Below are 17,585 nucleotides of genomic sequence, written 5' to 3'. Positions count from 1 at the left end.
ACCTCACAACTCCAGAACGGACAAGGCTTTGCTGCGCACCGCGTCGAGTGCGGCGGTCCGGGGATCGTCACCGGGGCGGGCCGGTGCCAGCGAGGACACCCGGACCGCGTCCCGGTGCATGCCGACCAGGTGCTCGATCCAGTCGTCGATCAGCGCGGTGGCGTGCGGGATCGTGAGGTCGGGGCTGGTCCGGACCATCGCGAGCAGCGACGCCATGTTGACCTTCGCGCTGCTCCAGATGGCGGGCGTCGCGGACCGCGCCGCCTCGGACAGCACCGCCTGCCACTGCCGGAAGAACGGCAGGCGGGAGACGTCGATCTGCTGCTGGTCGCAGGCGGAGACGCCACAGAGGACGTAGTCGACGTCACGGACCGGCCCGTCCCCGGTCCACAGCTCACGGTTCCGGACGCGCAGCTCCTCGACGTCCGGCGCGCCGTCCGCACCGTCGATCAACGCCCAGTACCCCGCCTCGGCCACCGGCTGGGCGTCCCGGACCGCGAGCAGCGGAGCGGTGCCACCGGTGAGCGCCTCCAGCCCGCCGAGCAGCACCTTGGCCATCGCCGTGTACGGCGCCAGCCCGCCGGCGAAGTCGAGGCTCTTCGATCCTTTCTCCAGGACGTCCATGAGCGGGGTGAGGACATTGCCCATGTCCAGGCGGTAGAGCACGACGGTCTGGGTCAGCCCACCGCCCGCATAGGGAATGGGACCGGCGATACGCGTGCCGGCGAGAACCGAGGACAGTGGTGCGTCCGCGCTGATTTCGCGCAGCATGTTCGGGCCGATGATCGACGGCACCGCAACACTCTGGCCGTCATAGGACAGGTCTGCCGCCGCGAGCACCAACGGCACGTATTGCGTGAACCACTCACGCCGCTTGGCCAAATGCGCGCGCGCCACCCGGACTTCGAAATAGTCGTGCCGCGGACGCAGCGTCCCGCCTGGTAGTGGCTCGTCGACGCGGTCATCCGGAATGCGCACCCACAGCGGCGGCCGGGACGGCGTGGAAACGGCGGCACCCAGCCAGGAACTGAGTTTTTCGATGATCGCCGGCATAGCCCCGCCCCCAACGACTCGGCCCGAGTGCGGAAATGGTCCCAGCCTGCCGAACATATTCTCAATGTGTTGCCGGAATAACGACAGGATCCCTGCGCCGCGATTGGACTAGTGGGGAAAACGGTGTTCAGCGGGTTCCGTACGTGGCCCAGCGGGCCCAGTGCCCCGGATCGGCGAACGGGTGCTCCTGGTCCGCGCGTTCGGTGATGGCGCCGAGCTGGTCGGCGCGGAGCACCGGCCGGTCGGCGGCCCAGGTGAGCAGGTCGTCGCCGGTGGCGGCGCGGAGGCGCTGCTGGGCGGCGAGGAGTGCGGTGTCCACTTCGGCCGCGTTCGTGACCCGGTCGGGCAGCGCGTCGTGGAACCAGGTCGTCAGCACGGCGGCCGCCAGCCCGTCGACCGGACGCGCGGGCGCCACGACCGCGGTGGCACCCGCCGCGAGCACCGCCGACACGAGCACCGCGGGCACACCGCCCGCCTCCCCCGGGCTCAGGACGACCAGGGCGCCGTCCCAGCGCATCGCGGCCAGCCGCGCTGCGGTGGCGCGTTCACCGCCGGCCAGCACCAGAGCGCTCCGCTCCGGACGCCGTCCGTCGGCGACGACCCGGCACGCCAGGTGCACCACCGGCGACGACGCGGACGCCAGTTCCGCCGCGAGCCGCTCGACGGTGAACGCCGCACCGCCGAGCGTACCGACGCCGAGCCGTCCGGCGGCGTGGTCGGCCGCGACCCGGGCGAACGGCAGCTCGTCCAGCGGGTCGACCGCGACGAGGCCCGAGCGGTGCGCCACCGGCGGCACGGTGGCGGTGGGCAGCGGGGAGACCCGCGGCAGCACCGAGACGCCGGGGCGGGCGCTCCCGTCCGCTGTCCGCTGCACCGGAAGGCCGTACAGCGCGCCGACCACGGTCACCGCGACGGCGCCGCCACGCGCCGAAGCGGCGTCGACCACCGCCGCCAGGGCCGCGCACACGCCCTCCTCGGACCACGGGACGTTCGCGGCCAGGACGTCCCCGGTGACCGGTCCGCCGGAGGCGGCCGTGAGCGCGTACGCGCCACAGGAGCCGCCGAAGGCCACGACCCGCACGCCGGTGCCCGGCTCGGGCACGGCGGGTACCTCGGCCCGCTCCAGCAGCGCCAGCGCCTCGGTGTACCGGCCGAGCCGCACCGCGACCTCGGCCGCGGCCTCGTACGGCGGCTCCGGTACCGGGCCGGGTCCGAACCCGCCCGGCTGGGCCCGCACCTCCTCGTACGCCGCGCACGCCGCCGCGAGCCGCTCGAACGTCGCGTCCGACCAGTTCCCCGCCGCCGCGTCGATCCGGCCCACCACGCCGTCCACCGCGGTCCGCACCAGCGGATCCGTGCTCGGCTCGGCGACCAGCCGCTCGCGGAGCGCGGCCACGTCGGCGCCGCCGCCCCGCCGCGCCAGGTACGCCACGAGGCGCGCCACCCCGGTCGCCGACGAGACCGCCGGTGCCTGCTCGGCGGTCTCGATCGCGGCCCGCAGGTAACGCTCGGCCAGGTCGAAAGCCCCGAACCGCTCGCACAGCGCCGCGGTGGCGGTGTCCAGCGTCACCGCGGCCGCCGCGGCGTCCGGCGACACCGGAGCGTCCTCCCCCAGGAACGACGCCAGGCCGCGGGCCCGCGCGCCGAGGTCCAGCAGACGCAGCGCGCGCGGCACCTCACCGGCCGGTGGCCGCGGTTCCGCCCCCGCACCGAGCAGCTCGCACAGCGCGACCAGCACCGAGCGCTCGGTCCGGGCGTCACCGAGCGCCGCAGCCTGCCCGCGCGCGTGGTCGAGCAGCGTCCACGCCGCCTCGTCGTCGCCGCGTGCCAGCGCCAGCCGCCCCTGCGCCGACCACACCTGCGGCAGCACGTGCCCGGCGCCGAGCGATGCCCACATCACCTCGGCCATCCGCAGCTTGGCGTCCGACTCGTCGTACCGGTGCTCGGCGAGCAGCCGCTCGCCGTCCTCCAGCGATCGCGCACCGATCATCGCGGGTGCACCCACCGCGACCGTGCGGGCAGCGTCCGGGCCCAGGCCGCGGGTCGCCTCGATCACCGCGGGCGGCGCCACCGCGGGTAGCTCACCGGCGTCGGCCCGGCGCTGGGTCTCGGCCTCCACGCGCCGGACCCGCGCCGCGTACCCCTCGGTGTAGTGCCGGACGTCGACCGTGGCGTGCAGCGTGAGCGCGAGGTCGTGCGCGCGGACGAACGCGTCGGTGGCGGTCGCCGGTTCGCTCTCCGCCGCGAGCCCGGCGAGCGTTACGAGCGCGGTGAACGTCTCGCCGGGCGGTCCCGCCTCGGTCAGCAGCGTGACCCCGGCCCGCAGCCGGTCCAGCCCCGCGGCCGTCCGTCCCCGCCGGCAGAGTTCCCGGCCGAGCGTGACGAGCATCCCGGCGCGGTCGACCGGATCGACGCCGGGCTGGTCGAGCGCCTCCTGGTAGAACGCCGCGGCGCGCAGGTCCCCGGTCCGGACCAGCAGGTCCGCGTAGTTCCGCAGCACGGTGACGCGACCCGGCCCGGGTGTGACCGTGCGGACGAGTTGGACGGCCTGGCGGAAGTAACCGTCGGCGCGGGACAGGTCGTCGGCGGCGAGCTCCACGTACGCCATGCCGCTCACCGCGGCTCCGGCCAGGTCCGGGTCGCCGAGCGCCTCGGCGACGTCCAGCGCCCGGCTGTAGTAGCCGCGAGCCTGGTCCAGCCGTCCCGCGGTGCGCGCGCACTGGCCGAGCAGCCGCAGCGTGAGGAACGCGTTCGGGTGCGCTCCGACGGTCGTCACCAGCGGCAACGCCTCGGCGAGTACCTGTTCGGCCTCACCGGCGCGCCCGTGGCCCAGCAGCGTGTGCCCGAGGACCACCCGGTCCCGCAGCGCCGTCTCCGGGGTCACGCCGGTGTCCCGACGCTCCCCTCGACGCTTCCGGAACATGAGCCCCCCGGTTCCCGTACGACTCCGACTGATGACAACCGCCCCTACCGTGTGCCGGTGCCCCGGAACATGCTCGCTGCTCGGATCCGGTCTCTCGACCCCGTGAGAGACCACGCCGAGATCGTCCGATTGTTGTACTTCCACGAGTTTCCCTGGGACCTTCGCACGGCGGGCAAGCTGGTCATCTGGCACCTCTACGCGGTTCCGGGTACGGCGGCGCGAATCGGGCCCACCGACGCGCTGGCCGGACGGGCCCGGACCACGTCGCTTGCGTTCGGTGACCTGGTCGCCGAGGGTTTCGACTCGCCGTACGGGCGAACCGTCCTCCGCGGCATCAACCGTGGTCACCGCACCGGCAGGGTAACGACGGAGGACAACCGGTACGCGCTCGCGGCCCTCGCGGTGACCGCCGTGCGGTGGCTCGACCGGTACGGCTGGCGGCCGATCTCCGAGATCGAGCGGACGGCGATCGCGGTCTTCTACGCCGAGCTCGGCCGCCGGATGGGGTCCCGGACCTGCCCCGCACGTACCCGGCGCAGGCCGCGTACCTGGCCGGCTGCGAGCGCACCCGGTTCGCGCCGTCGGAGGCCGGCCGCCGGGCCAGCGCCCGCACGCTCGCGATGGTGCGGGCCCACGTGCCGTGGCCGTTTCGGCCGCTGGTGGTTCCGGTGTTCGCCACGCTGCTGTCCCCGTCGGCTCGGGCGGCGGTCGGTCTTGCGGACGCTCCGGCAGCGGTGCGGTGGGCGGTGCCGGTCGCTCTCGCAGCGCGCCGCCGCATCGTGCGTCTGCTGCCGCCGCGTCACCGCCCGACCACGCCCCGCACCCGCCGCAACCTCCCGCCGGCGCGGCGCGCACCGGGGATAGAGGTTGCAGGGCTGGGGTAGCAACGAGGGATGGAGCCCGACGCGACCTATACGGTTCGGCCCGATCTGCGAACGTTCACGCACGCCGGATGCAGGGTGACGGTGGTTGATGCGGCCCGGATCCTGGCGACCGTCGACGGGCAGCGCGTCGAGCTGCTCTCCGGTGCCGCGTTCCCGTCGCCGGTGCGCGGTGTCTCGGTGACGCTGACCCGCGACGACGCCGACGTCTATCTGGACGCCAGCATCCGCACCGGCACCACGCCGGGTGAGGTCAAACCGGTGACCGTGCTCGGCAACGACCCGATCGGCGTGTTCCTGTCCCGCCGGGTCGACGCCGGTGACGTCTGGGCGACGCGCCTGGTGGACGGCGTCGGCGCGGTGATCGCGAACGTCTCCCGCCGCCTCGACCCCTCGGAGGACGCCCCGGAACCGGCGCCCGAGCCGCCGGCGCCCGCGGAGGCGAGCGTCCGGGACGAGACGAGCGGGCTGACCGCGACCGCCCGGACCGCGGAGCGGACCGTCGTCCTCCGCGCCGAGGTCCCCGCCGCCGAGCTGTCGGTCGACCACCTGGAAGGCTTCTGCCGCCTGGTCCTGGACGCCGTCGCCGAGGCCACCGGGCCGGACGCGCTGTCCGGACGCACGGTCACGGTGAGCGCCACCTCCGGCGGGCCGGACCGGGTGACGCTCGACCAGGTCGGCGGCCTGGACGACATCGTCAACCAGCTGCGGGAGATCGCCGCGTCGTTCCGGCACCCGCAGGCGCTCGCGCGGTGGGGCGCACAGCGTCCGCAGGGTGCGCTGTTCTACGGGCCGCCGGGGACCGGGAAGACGATGCTCGCCAGGGCGCTGGCGAACGAGATCGGCGCGCGGTTCCGGGAGATCCGGACCACCGAGATCCTGGACAAGTGGCTCGGCGCCTCGGAGCGCAACATCAAGCAGATTTTCCGGGACGCCCGGCGCTACTCCGAGCCGACCGTGATGCTGTTCGACGAGTTCGACACGATCATCGGTTACGCCGGTGAGGGCGGCGACGCGGCGAGCCAGGCGATCAACTCGGTGGCAGGCATCTTCAAGCAGGAGATGACCTCGCTGGTCGACGCGAACCCGAACGTCTTCGTGGTCGCGACGACGAACTTCCCGGAGCGCATCGACCCGTCGCTGATCCGCTCCGGCCGGTTCGACGTCAAGCTCGCGGTGCCCGCGCCGGACGCCACCGGACGGGCGCAGATCCTCGCGAAGATGATCCGTCAGCTGATCGTCGAACACGAGGTGCCGGGCTTCCGGATGTTCGCCGACGACGTCGACATCGCCGAGTGCGCGACGCTCAGCCAAGGCCTGACCGGCGCCGACCTCAAGGAAGTGCTGCGCCGCGTCCAGCTCGCCAAGGCGATGCGGGAGGCGCGCACCGGCACCCCGGCGCCCGCGATCTCCCAGGAGGACCTGCGCACCCAGATCACCGCCGTCCGCGCCGCTCAGGCGCCGGCGCGGCGCCCGCCGCCGGGCTTCCCGTTCCTCGGCAGGCCGACCTGATCGACGCGAGCTACCGTCAACGTGTGACCGAGGCCCCCGTCGTCGACCTGTATCGCCACGTTTACGGCAAACCCGACGCGCCGATCACCGTGGTCGAGTACGGCGACTTCGAGTGCCCGTACTGCGGTGCGGCCGCACCGGTGCTCCGCGAGCTGGTCGACGGCTCGGAGGGGCGGGTCCGGTTGGTGTGGCGGCACTTCCCGCTGTTCACCGTGCACCCGTTCGCCCTGACCGCGGCGCTGGCCGCCGAGGCGTCCGGCGAGCACTTCTGGGACATGCACACGGTCCTGTTCAAGCACCAGGCCCGGCTGTCCGACGGTGACCTCGAGGCGTACGCCGCGAAGGTCGGCGTCGGCACGCCGAGCGCGGTGATCGGCGACGCCGCCCAGCAGTGCCGCCGGTTCGTGGAGGCCGACTACGCGTCGGGCGTCGAGCTCGGCGTCCGCGGCACACCGACGCTCTGCATCGAGGACAGCGTCTACGACGGCCGGCTCTACACCGGCCGGGTGGAGCTCCGCGCGCTGCGCGCCGCCCTCGGCCTCACTCGCGCCTGACGCGGGCGGCCACCAGCGTCGGATCGATCCACGGTCCCGACGGCAGCGGCGGCGGGCCCTCGGGCCCGTCGACCGAACAGAGCGGCAGCCGCTCGCCCAGGTAGCGCAGGAGCAGCGAGCCGAGCACCGCGGCCAGCAAAGAGCCGGTCAGCACGCCGATCTTCGCCTGCTGGCGCAGCGCCTCGTCGTCGAACGCGAGGTCGGTGATGAACAGCGCGATCGTGAACCCGATTCCGGCCAGTACCGCACCACCGATCAGGTGCCCGTACCGCACCCGGCCGGGCAGCGAACCCAGCCCGGTGCGCAGCGCGATACCCGCGGTGAGCGAGATCCCGACCGCGTTACCCACCACCAACGCGACCACGACCCCGATCGTCACCGACGACGTGGACGCGTCCTTCAGCGTCGCCCAATCCAGCGGGACGCCCGCGTTGGCGAGCCCGAACAGCGGCAGGATGACGAGGGCACTGACCGGGTGCAGCGCGTCCTGCAGCCGCTCGTTCGTGGAGAGCGTCGCGCGGGCGGCCGCGTTCGCCAGCCGCACCCGCTCCGGGGTGGCGGCCTCGATCACCGCGCTCCCGTAGTACGCCAGCCGCTGCCGGTGCGTGGGATCGACCGCGGCCGCCGGGACGATCAGCCCGAGCAGGGCCCCCGCCAGCGTCGGGTGCACACCCGAGTCGTGGACGGCCACCCAGAGCGCGATCCCCACCAGCACGTAGGGCGTGAGCCGCCAGACCCGCGCGACCCGCAGCCCGATCAGCGCGGCGACGAGCAGCGCCGAGACCAGCAGCGCGTCGACCGAGATCCCGTCGCTGTAGAACACCGCCATCACCGTGATCGCGCCGATGTCGTCCACGATCGCCAGCGTCAGCAGGAACAGCCGCAGCTGGTCCGGGCAGCGCGGCCCGAACAGCGCGAGGACGCCGACCAGGAACGCGGTGTCGGTGGACATCGGGATGCCCCAGCCGGCCGCGGCCGGGCCGCTGTGCTGGAACGCCATGTAGATCAGCGCGGGCAGCGCGAGGCCGCCCAGCGCGCCGAGCGCGGGCACGATCACCGTGCGGCGGTCCCGCAGCTCACCGATCGTGATCTCGCGGCTGATCTCCAGACCGACGACCGCGAAGAAGACCGACATCGCGGCGTCGTTCACGACGTGCCGCAGATCCAGGTTCAACGCCCAGGAGCCCACCCGGACGTCGGTGGTGATCGTCCAGAACGCCTCGTAGCTGTCGCCGGGCAGGTTCGCCCAGACCAGCGCCGCCACGGTGGCGGCGAGCAGGACGCCCGCGCTGCCCGCCTCCCGGGTGAGGAACTCGCGGACGGCCGGCGACAGGTACGGCAACCCGATCCGGGACGCGGGCCCCGGCCGGCCCGGCAGCGGCAGGGAGTTGCTCAACGACGTCCTCCACTCGAAGTGCGAGCCAAGGCTGCCACGCCGCGAGCCACCCGCCGGACGCGAAGACTACTTCGTCGCAGGTGCAACGGCGGCGGCCCGGCCGGTCGGGGCGTCGGTGGCGAGGACGACCGGGGCGCCGAGGAGGTCGCCGATCGTGCCTGGCCAGTCCGTGGGGCGGTGCACCTCCCCTGCGGTGGTGCGATTGAGTGCGGTGGTGAGCCGCTCCTGTCCGGCGAGGTCCCCGCGACGCCCGACCGGGATGCGGTCCAGATCGCGGTACGACGTGCAGATGCCCAGCGACGGTGCCAGCGCCGGGGCGTCCAGGTGGGTCACCGCCAGCGCGTCCACCCCGCCGCACACCTCGACCGCGTACCGGTGGGCGACCGCGTCGAAGTGCCCGCGCCGGAACGCGCCCTGCCACTCCCCGGTCCCGTTGTGGAGCTCCGGCAGGACGTCCAGCGCCGGATCGGCGGTGACGTGTGGCCCGGCGCCGTGCCGCGTCGTGTACGTCCGCACCACGCCCAGCCGCCGCGCCGGCGCTTCACCCAGCAACGCCGCCGCGTTCGCGAACGTCGTCGTCGACCACGTGGTGTGCGGATGCCAGCCGAACCACTCGTCGAGCAGCACACCCTGTGCGCCCTCGAACACACACGGCCCGGCGCGGAGGAGCCGGTCCAGGTGCGCGGCGTCCACGATCCGGACGGCGTCCCGGAACGCCGCGAACACGTTCAGGACGTCGTCCACAGCAGGCGCAGGTAGGGGACCGACGGAGGCGGTCAGCCGGTCGCGGACCGCGACCAACCGCTGCCGGAGCCGCGCGGGGTCCCGCACGTCGCCGACGCGCGGCGCGTCGCCGGGGTACGCCAGCGCGTAGGCCACCGTCTCCCCCACCCCCAGCCCGCAACTGCCGTGCCGCTCGGTGCCGCGGCGCTGCTCCCTGGCTCGGTTCGCCGCCCGGTGCCATGGCGTCGCGAGCAGGGCCCCCTCCTCGACGGTGAGCAGCCCGAACGGATCGGGCACCCCGACCGCCGCCAGGTGCGCTGCCTCCGCCGCGAGCGCCAGCGGATCGACGACGACGAACCGGGACAGGTGCGTCCGGACGCCCCGGAACGTGCCGGAGCCGAACTGGGCGAACGTGTGGTGCCGCCCGTCTTCGAGTACGACGTTGTGGGCGGCCTGCGCACCCCCGTTGAACCGGACCACCGCCGTGACGTCCGATTCCGCGCAGAGCAGGTCGACGACCCGGCCTTTGCCCGCGTCCCCGTACCCGAGGTCGACGACGACCGTGTGGGTCACAGGCGCACGATCCCGGGGCCCCGGCCGGGCGGCAGCGCGGGCCGTCCCCGGCGTGCCAGCGGTGTCAGGGCCCTCCCCACGGTCGCGCCCGCCGCTGAACCCACGTCGCTCAGGTCGGCGAGGCCCTCGTCCAGGTCGACGGTGTCCTCGGTGAGGCCGATCGTCAGCGCGATCGTCTCGCAGACCGCGTCCAGGTCGTCCAGCTCGAGTACGTTCTCGCCGAGCAGCTGCCGCCAGCGCCGCAGGATGTCCTGGTCACCGGAGTAGTACGACCCGGTGGGCAGGATGTAGTAGACGTGGTTCCGCCGGCGCAGCTCGGCGACGATCGCCTCCACCGGGATGTTCTCGGCGAGCGGATCACCGATCACCGAGCGGACCTCGGCAGCCTTCACCGCGCGGTACGGCAGCTCGTCCCCGATCAGGAACACGTAACCCTTCCGTCCGCGCCGGGCCGCGTCGGTGTCGGTGTGCCGGGCCAGAAAGTACATCGCCAGCTCGTAGGATTCGTGCCGCTGCCCCCCGCCGCCGCCCTCCAGGACGATGTTCTCCAGCTGCTCGTCCATCCGGTTGTCGGACTCGTACTGACCGATCTGGAGCGGGACCCGGTCACAGGTCGCGTCCCCGACCGCTCCGAACAGGATCTGCGGGTCGGGTACGTACGCCTTGCGCAGCAGTAACCCGAGCAGCTGCGGCAACTTGGTCTGCAGCACCCTCGGCACCGCGCCCATCGAGCCGGTGACGTCGAACAGCACCGCGATCGGCGTGCTCCGCGGGTGCTCGTCGCTGTCCCGGCTCTCCCGCGCGGTGACGCCGCGCGGATCGAGGCTCGGGTGGACGCGCCGGGCGCCGCTGTCGCTGTACGCGAACGCGCTCCGGCCGGTGGCCGCCCGGTAGTTCTCGGCGGCCGAGTACACGTCGCTGGACCAGCGTCCACTTCCCATGGCTTCTCCTCTATCGGATGGTGTCTTCAGTGGTCGGACGGAGCAGCGGCGGGTGCAGCACGCGGGCGTCACCGGCGCGGTAGAGCTTGGCCCTGGGCCCGCCCCGCTCGCCGCCGCGCGCGGTCGTGGTCCCGGTGCTCTCCACGAACCCCGGTACCGAGAGCACCTTCCGGTGGAAGTTGCCCGCATGCAGGTCTTCGCCCCAGACCGCGGCGTAGACCGCGCGCAGCTCCGCGATCGTGAACTCCGGCCCGACGAACGCGGTCGCCAGCGGTGAGTACTCCAACTTCGCCCTCGCCCGCTCCAGCCCCTCGGCGAGGATCCGCCCGTGGTCGAACGCCAGGTCGGCCGCGGTCGCGGCCGGCGTCCACACCGCGCCCGCCGCGTCGCCGCCCGGCCGCGGGTCGGGCAGGCTCGGCGCGAACGCCAGGTAGGCCACCGACACGACCCGCATCCGCGGGTCGCGCCCCGGATCGCCGTAGGTCTTCAACTGCTCCAGGTGGACGCGAGACAGCGCGCCGGTTCCGGGCTGCAAACCGGTCTCCTCGGCGAGTTCGCGCAGCGCGGCGTCGTCCAACGTCTCGTCGCCGACGAACCCGCCGGGCAGCGCGAGCCGCCCGGCGAACGGCGCCTCGCCGCGTTCGACCAGCAGCACCTGGAGCACGCCGTCGCGGATGGTCAGCGCGACGACGTCCACCGTGACCGCGACCGCGGGGTAGTCGCGCGGGTCGTACGCCGCGAGGAACGCCTGCTCGTCCATGAGGTCCTTCTCAGATTGAGTAATTCTCGGAACGAGAACAACATAGCTCAGTCCTGCACCTTGCGCCAAGCCCTACGGTCGGTGAAATGCGGATCCTGTTCTCCGGCCGGCCCGCGTACGGGCACCTGTACCCGCTGCTCCCGCTCGCGGTGGCCGCCCGGGACGCCGGTCACCAGGTGACGCTGGCGACCGGCGCGGCGTTCGTCCCCCGGCTCACCGCGCTCGGGTTCGCCACCCACGAGGTCGGGATCTCCGTCGGCGAAGCGGAGACCGAGGCCACGCGACGGCACCCGGACGGGGCGGTCATCGACGTGATGCTCACGATGTTCGCCGACATCCTGCCGCGCCGGACGCTCGCCGACCTCGAGCCGTTACTCGCCGCCGAGCGCCCCGACCTGGTGATCTACGAGATGAGCGACGTCGGCGCCGCCGGTGCCGCCCGCCGGGCGGGGATCCCCGCCGTGTCGGTGACGATCGGGCGGTCGCTACCGGTCGACATCCGCACGCACGCCGCGGCCGGATTCGAGTGGATCTGGAACGGCGACGTCCCCGACGAGCCGATGCTCGGCGACGCGTGCCTGGACACCTGGCCACCCGGGCTGGCGGACCCGAACACGGGCTCCGTGCCGCACCGCTTCCCGCTGCGGCCGGTGCCCTGGAGCCCACCCGCGCCACCGTGGCGCTCACCGGGCTCGCCGCTGGTCTACCTGACGCTCGGCACGGTGGTGTTCGGCGCCACGGAGGTGTTCCGGGCGGCGCTGGACGGGCTGGCGCAGCTGCCGGTGCGGGTGGTCGTCGCGGTCGGTCCCGGCGATCCGGCGGCACTGGGCCCGCTACCCGACCGGATGGAGGTCTGGCGGTTCGTGCCGCAGGACCAGGTGCTGCGGCACGCCGACCTTGTCGTCCACCACGGCGGCAGCGGGACGACGCTCGGCGCGGCCGCGCACGGCCTGCCCCAACTGGTGTTGCCGCAGGGCGCCGACCAGTTCGCGAACGCCGAGGCGCTGACCACCCAGGGCTCGGGTCTGGCGCTGCTCGGCGACGACGTGCAGCCGGACGTCGTCGCCGCGTGCGCGCGGACGTTGCTCGGCGAGCCCGTCCACCGCGCCACCGCACAGGTCCTCCGCGACCAGATCGCCGCGATGCCGTCGCCCACGGACGTCCTCCCCACCCTCGAAGCGTTCGCCACCGCGTAACGCCCGACGTGGGTCGGGTGACGATCCATGCCCGGGGCTCCCGAATCGGAGCATTCGTCCGGGAACACCGCTGAGCTGCGACAACGCGATGGTTGCTCGGTTTCGAGAAGTGTGGTCCACGTCACACAGCTGATCCACGGGCACTGCTGGGCCGTCCCCGGGTTGACCGCGTTCATGGTTATTCCAACGTGGAGGACCCCGGATGACGACGACGCCGCAGCGACCACCGAGCACCCCACCACCGGGGTCGCCTCCACCCGCGCGGCGCACCCGACTCCCGCGCCGGACCACGGCCGCGCTCGCCGCCGGCGGTCTCGCGCTCGCGACCGCGGTCACCGGTCTCGGCCCGGGCACCGCGCAGAGCTCCAGCCACCGCGAGGCGCCGCTGATCGCCGCCGACCCCGCGGTCGACAACACCGACTTCTACGCGATGGCCAGCCCGGACACTCCCGGCTCCATCCTGCTCGTCGCGAACTTCCAGCCGTTCGAGGAGCCCAACGGCGGCCCGAACTTCTACCCGTTCGCGACCGACGCCGCGTACAAGATCAACGTCGACAACGACGGCGACGCCAAGCCCGACGTCGTCTTCCGGTGGACGTTCAAGAACGACGACCAGCGGAAGAATGACACGTTCCTCTACAACAACGGCCAGGTCACGTCGCTGGACGACGAGAACCTGCTGTTCAAGCAGTTCTACACGCTCGAAGTGTCGTACGACGGCGGCAACCGCTACAGCCAGACGATCGCCAAGAACGCACCGGTCGCCCCCTCGTTCGTCGGCAAGGCGTCGATGCCCGACTACAAGGCGCTGCGCGAACAGGCGGTCGTGAAGAAGAAGAACGTGAAGGCGTTCGCCGGCCAGGCCGACGACCCGTTCTTCGCCGACCTGCGGGTGTTCGACCTGCTGTACGGCGGTGACCTGAGCGAGGTCGGCGAAGACACGCTCGGCGGGTACAACGTCAACTCGATCGCGCTGCAGGTGCCGGCCGAGGCGCTCGCGCTCAAGAACAACGTCAAGCGCAACCCGGTCGTCGGCCTCTGGTCGACCACCGAGCGGAACCGGGTGCGGATCTCCGGCAACACGAAGGCGAAGCTCGGCAACGACACCGTGCAGGTCTCGCGCCTCGGCAACCCGCTGGTCAACGAGGTCGTGCTGCCGGCCGGGCTGAAGGACGCGTTCAACGCGCTCCGGCCCGATCAGGACGCGGACGTCCAGGAGGCCGTGGACCGGGTCACCGATCCGGAGCTGCCGAAGCTGATCGAGCAGATCTACAAGATCCCGGCGCCGGACGCACCGCGGGAAGACCTCGTGGAGATCTTCCTGACCGGCATCGCCAAGGCAGCCGACGGCCCGATCGACGTCGATCTGAACTCGCAGCTGCTCAACCGGGACGTCAACGCGAAGAAGTTCCGGGCGTCGGAGATGCTGCGGCTGAACCTCGGGAACGAGCACAACACGAAGCCGGACCGGCTCGGGCTGCTCGCCGGTGACACCGAGGGCTTCCCGAACGGCCGCCGCCTCGGCGACGACGTCGTCGACATCGCGATCCAGGTGATGGAGGGCGCCGCCCAGGAGGGCAAGCTCGTCGACGCGCTCGCCGCCGGCGACAAGGTGAACGAGAACGACGTGCGTTTCGAGCGCGAGTTCCCGTTCGTCGCGCTGCCGAACGAGGACGGCGTCAACCAGGGCGGGTCGAGTCCGCAGACCGACAACGTCGCCGCGATCGACCGGCTCGGCCCGACCGGGGTCTCGCTGATCACCGCCGTGACCACGACCGCGATCCTCTGCTCGATCGCCGGGTTCGTCGCCTGGTACCGGCGCCGCCCGACCACCGCGACCCTGCCGCCCCACCGCGGCCGACGGCGTCGATAGCGCTCCACCGCACGAACGCCGGAACCAGGTGGCCGGCCGGGGTAGGGCACACCCCGGCCGGCCACCGCGGCCGATCACCCCCGAGGAGACGCGGATGACCCGCACCGCGCAGCCCGCCCCGGACACCGCGGCCCGGCCGGCGGCGGACGATGCCGTGCCGCCCGACGCGACCGCGGACGATGCCGTGCCGCCCGACGCGACCGCGGACGATGCCGTGCCGCCGGAAGAGGCCGCGGACGATGCTGTGCCGCCGGGGTCGGCCGCGGACGAGGCGGCCGCGCCCGAGGCCGTGGGCCATGGGTCGCGGCGATTGCGGGCCGTGATCGTTGTCGCGGTGCTCGCGGTGGGGCTGCTCGCGGTCGGTGGCGTGGTCGGGCTCCGCGACTCGTCCACTCCGGCATCGGCTCCCGCGCCGCAGACGCAGCCGGAGAGCACGGCGGCGCTCGACACCGCGATCGCCGACGCCCAGCAGCGTCTCCGCAGGCTCCCCCGCGACTACGCGACGTGGGCGTCGCTCGGCAGCGCGTACCTGGAGAAGGCGCGGATCACCGCGGACCCGAGCTGGTACCCCCGGGCGGAAGGCGCCCTGCGGCGTTCACTCGACGTGCGGCCGGCGCCGAACCCGGCCGCGCTCACCGGGCTCGGCGCGCTCGCCAACGCCCGCCACGACTTTCCCGCAGGACGCGACTTCGCCCAGCGCGCGCTGGCCCAGAACCCCTACAGCGCCGACGCCCAGGGAGTCCTCGCCGACGCCGAGACCCAACTCGGACACGCCGACGCCGCGACCGCCGCGGTCCAGCGCATGCTCGACCTGCGCCCCGCGCTGCCCGCGCTCACCCGCGCGTCCTACGACCTGGAGCAGCACGGCCGGGTCGACGAAGCCACCGCTCTGATGCGCCGCGCGCTCGCCACCGCCGTCGACCCCGCCGACATCGCGTTCTGCCGCTACCAGCTGGGCGAACTGGCCTGGAACAGCGGCGACCTCGACACCGCCGCGCAGCACTACGACGTCGGCCACCGCGCGGACCCCGACTACCTGCCGCTGTACCAGGGCCGGGCCAAGGTCGCGGCGGCTCGCGGCGACCTGCCCGCCGCGCTCGCCGACTACCGCACGCTGACCCAGCGCTCCCCCACCCCGACCTACCTCCTGGAGTACGCCGAGTTGCTGCGGGCCGCCGACCGCCCGACCGAGGCCGCCACCCAGCTCGCGCTCGCCGACGCCGCCGGGCAGCTGTTCGCCGCGAACGGCGGCTCCGACGACCTGACGACGGTGACGCTGGCACTCGCCCGCGGCAAGCCCGCCGAAGCGCTCGCCGCCGCCGAGCGCGAGTGGAAGCGCCGTCAGTTCTCAGACGTCGCGGACGCGATGGCCCAGGCACTGCACGCGAACGGCCGGCACGCCGAGGCACTGCGGTACGCCGAAAAAGCCTCCGCGCTCGGCGTCCGCAACGCGCATTTTCTGTACCACCAGGGGGTCATCGAGGCCGCGCTCGGCCGGCCCGACGCAGCGCGGCGCAGCCTGTCGGCTGCGCTCGCGCTCAACCCGCACTTCTCCCCGGTCGAGGCCCCTGCGGCCCGGCGTACCCTCGCGTCGCTCTGAAAGGCTCCGATGCGGACGTTGATCAGCAGGTCAGCCGTCGTAATCGTGACGTTGGGCCTGGTGCTCGTGTGGTCGGCGAGCCCCGCGGAGGCACATCCGCTGGGCAACTTCTCGGTGAACCAGCTCGAGTCGCTCACGCTGTCGCCGGAGCGGGTCGACGTTCGTGCCGTCGTCGACTCCGCCGAGCTGCCGACGCTGCAGGAGAAGCCGGCCGTCGACCGGGACGGGGACGGAACGCCGTCGGCCGCCGAGCGGGCGACGTACGCACGGACGTCCTGTGCCGCGCTCGCCCGTGACTTCCGCGTGCGGGTGGACGGGACGCGCGTGCCGTGGACGGTGTCGTCGGCGGCGTTCGAGTACGTTCCGGGGTCGGCCGGGCTGGTGACCAGCCGGTTGACCTGTGCGTTGACGGGTCCGGCGTCGTTGGGGTCACCGGCGGCGGTGGACGTGCGCAACACGTACCGCACCGACCGGGTCGGCTGGCGGGAGATCACCGCGGTCGGTCGCGGGGTCGGTCTGGTGGACGCGCCGATCCCGGCCGCCGACGTGAGCGACGGGTTGCGCGCCTATCCGGAGGACCTGCTGAGCTCGCCGCTGGACGTGCGGTCAGCGTCGTTCCGGGTGCGGCCCGGGAGCGCCTCGACGGGTACCGCCGCGACGCCGGCGATCACCGACGGATCGGTGTTCGCCCGGTGGACCGCGGCGGCGGACGCCACACTGCAGTCGATGCTCGGGCGGTCGGAGCTCACGCCGGCGGTCGGGGTGCTGGCCGTGCTGCTGGCGCTCGCGCTGGGCGCCGGGCACGCGGCGCTCCCCGGGCACGGGAAGACCGTAATGGCCGCCTACCTGGCCGGACGCCGTGGGCGACGGCGGGACGCGCTGATCGTCGGCGGAACCGTGACGCTGACGCACACCGGCGGGGTGCTGGTGCTCGGGCTGGTGCTGACGACGGTGGCCGGGCTGGTCGGCGAGACCGTGCTGGGATATCTCGGCGTGGCGAGCGGGATCGTGGTGGCGGCGGTCGGGATCGGAATGCTGGTCTCGGCCCGACGTCACCGGGCCGGGCACGGACTCTTCCACGGCCACGGGCATTCGCACGAGCACGCGCACTCCCACGGGCACGGGCACGCGCACGGCGCTGAACACTCGCACGGCGCTGGCCCCTCGCACGAGGGCGACTCCTCTCACGAGGCCGACCACTCGCACGAGGGCGAGCACTCGCACGGGGTGGGCCATACGCACTCGCACCCGCACCGGGCGAGCCGAGCCGGGCTGATCGGGATCGGGATCGCGGGTGGGCTCGTGCCGAGCCCGTCCGCGCTGGTGATCCTGCTCGGCGCGATCGGCCTCGGCCGCACCGCGTTCGGCGTCCTGCTCGTCCTCGGCTACGGCCTCGGGATGGCGGGCGCACTGACCGCGGCCGGGCTCGCGCTGATCGTCGTGCAGGACCGCTGGCGGTGGCGGCCGTTCCCCCGGCTCACCGCCCGCTGGTCGGCCGCGGCCCCGCTCGCCACCGCGGGCATGGTGCTGCTCGTCGGCCTCGGCCTCGCCGGCCGCGCCCTGATCACCGTCTGAGTTCACCTCCTTCCCCGCGACTACC

The 17,585-nt window shown here is 73.4% G+C and carries 13 protein-coding genes; 7 read left to right on the top strand and 6 right to left on the bottom strand.

Features of this window, described 5'->3' with window-relative positions:
- Positions 1–3: 3 nt before the first annotated feature.
- Positions 4–1,053: a hypothetical protein gene (locus BUB75_RS06275; RefSeq protein ID WP_073252296.1), complete on the bottom strand. Its 1,050-nt coding sequence runs from the start codon at positions 1,051–1,053 to the stop codon at positions 4–6.
- A gap of 127 nt (positions 1,054–1,180) precedes the next feature.
- A complete protein-coding gene (locus BUB75_RS06270; protein ID WP_073252294.1) occupies positions 1,181–3,937 on the bottom strand; it encodes a tetratricopeptide repeat protein in 2,757 nt (918 codons plus the stop codon).
- 455 nt (positions 3,938–4,392) lie between these two features.
- Between BUB75_RS06270 and BUB75_RS44865 the strand changes: the two genes are divergently transcribed.
- The 3 genes from BUB75_RS44865 to BUB75_RS06255 all read left to right on the top strand — a co-directional run bounded on the left by BUB75_RS44865 (position 4,393) and on the right by BUB75_RS06255 (position 6,923).
- Complete coding sequence (locus BUB75_RS44865) at positions 4,393–4,860, top strand: hypothetical protein (protein WP_143175039.1); 468 nt, start codon at positions 4,393–4,395, stop codon at positions 4,858–4,860.
- 75 nt (positions 4,861–4,935) lie between these two features.
- On the top strand, positions 4,936–6,369 hold the full coding sequence (locus BUB75_RS06260; RefSeq protein ID WP_218617321.1) for an ATP-binding protein: 1,434 nt from the start codon (positions 4,936–4,938) through the stop codon (positions 6,367–6,369).
- Between the two features lie 23 nt (positions 6,370–6,392).
- A complete protein-coding gene (locus tag BUB75_RS06255) occupies positions 6,393–6,923 on the top strand; it encodes a DsbA family protein (RefSeq protein ID WP_073252288.1) in 531 nt (176 codons plus the stop codon).
- Here BUB75_RS06255 and nhaA read toward each other — a convergent pair.
- The 4 genes from nhaA to BUB75_RS06235 all read right to left on the bottom strand — a co-directional run bounded on the left by nhaA (position 6,910) and on the right by BUB75_RS06235 (position 11,316).
- On the bottom strand, positions 6,910–8,319 hold the full coding sequence (gene nhaA, locus BUB75_RS06250; RefSeq protein WP_218617320.1) for a Na+/H+ antiporter NhaA: 1,410 nt from the start codon (positions 8,317–8,319) through the stop codon (positions 6,910–6,912). The two genes, BUB75_RS06255 and nhaA, sit on opposite strands and share 14 nt — an antisense overlap.
- A 66-nt stretch (positions 8,320–8,385) precedes the next feature.
- Positions 8,386–9,615, bottom strand: a complete 1,230-nt coding sequence (locus BUB75_RS06245) for an adenylosuccinate synthetase (protein ID WP_073252285.1) — start codon at positions 9,613–9,615, stop codon at positions 8,386–8,388.
- The gene (locus tag BUB75_RS06240; protein WP_073252283.1) at positions 9,612–10,556 is read right to left on the bottom strand and encodes a hypothetical protein; all 945 of its coding nucleotides are present in this window, start codon (positions 10,554–10,556) and stop codon (positions 9,612–9,614) included. The genes BUB75_RS06245 and BUB75_RS06240 overlap by 4 nt, the downstream gene beginning before the upstream one ends.
- Before the next feature lie 10 nt (positions 10,557–10,566).
- Positions 10,567–11,316, bottom strand: a complete 750-nt coding sequence (locus BUB75_RS06235; RefSeq protein ID WP_073252281.1) for an NUDIX hydrolase — start codon at positions 11,314–11,316, stop codon at positions 10,567–10,569.
- An 86-nt stretch (positions 11,317–11,402) separates the two neighbouring features.
- Here BUB75_RS06235 and BUB75_RS06230 point away from each other — a divergent pair, with 86 nt between their 5' ends.
- The 4 genes from BUB75_RS06230 to BUB75_RS06215 all read left to right on the top strand — a co-directional run bounded on the left by BUB75_RS06230 (position 11,403) and on the right by BUB75_RS06215 (position 17,560).
- Positions 11,403–12,512, top strand: a complete 1,110-nt coding sequence (locus tag BUB75_RS06230; RefSeq protein ID WP_073252279.1) for a glycosyltransferase — start codon at positions 11,403–11,405, stop codon at positions 12,510–12,512.
- Between the two features lie 202 nt (positions 12,513–12,714).
- Positions 12,715–14,385 carry a DUF4331 domain-containing protein gene (locus BUB75_RS06225; protein ID WP_073252277.1) on the top strand — a complete coding sequence of 557 codons (1,671 nt, stop codon included), beginning with the start codon at positions 12,715–12,717 and terminating at the stop codon, positions 14,383–14,385.
- A 94-nt stretch (positions 14,386–14,479) separates the two neighbouring features.
- Positions 14,480–15,985 (top strand): tetratricopeptide repeat protein, encoded by a 1,506-nt coding sequence (locus BUB75_RS06220; protein ID WP_084740249.1) that lies wholly within the window; start codon positions 14,480–14,482, stop codon positions 15,983–15,985.
- A 45-nt stretch (positions 15,986–16,030) separates the two neighbouring features.
- Positions 16,031–17,560, top strand: coding sequence for a hypothetical protein (locus BUB75_RS06215; RefSeq protein WP_218617319.1), 1,530 nt, complete (start codon positions 16,031–16,033; stop codon positions 17,558–17,560).
- The last annotated feature ends 25 nt before the right edge of the window (positions 17,561–17,585 follow it).

Origin of the sequence: Cryptosporangium aurantiacum, from assembly GCF_900143005.1 — a bacterium.
In the GTDB taxonomy this organism is placed as follows: Bacteria; Actinomycetota; Actinomycetes; order Mycobacteriales; family Cryptosporangiaceae; genus Cryptosporangium; species Cryptosporangium aurantiacum.
This window is presented reverse-complemented; position numbering and strand designations above follow the sequence as displayed.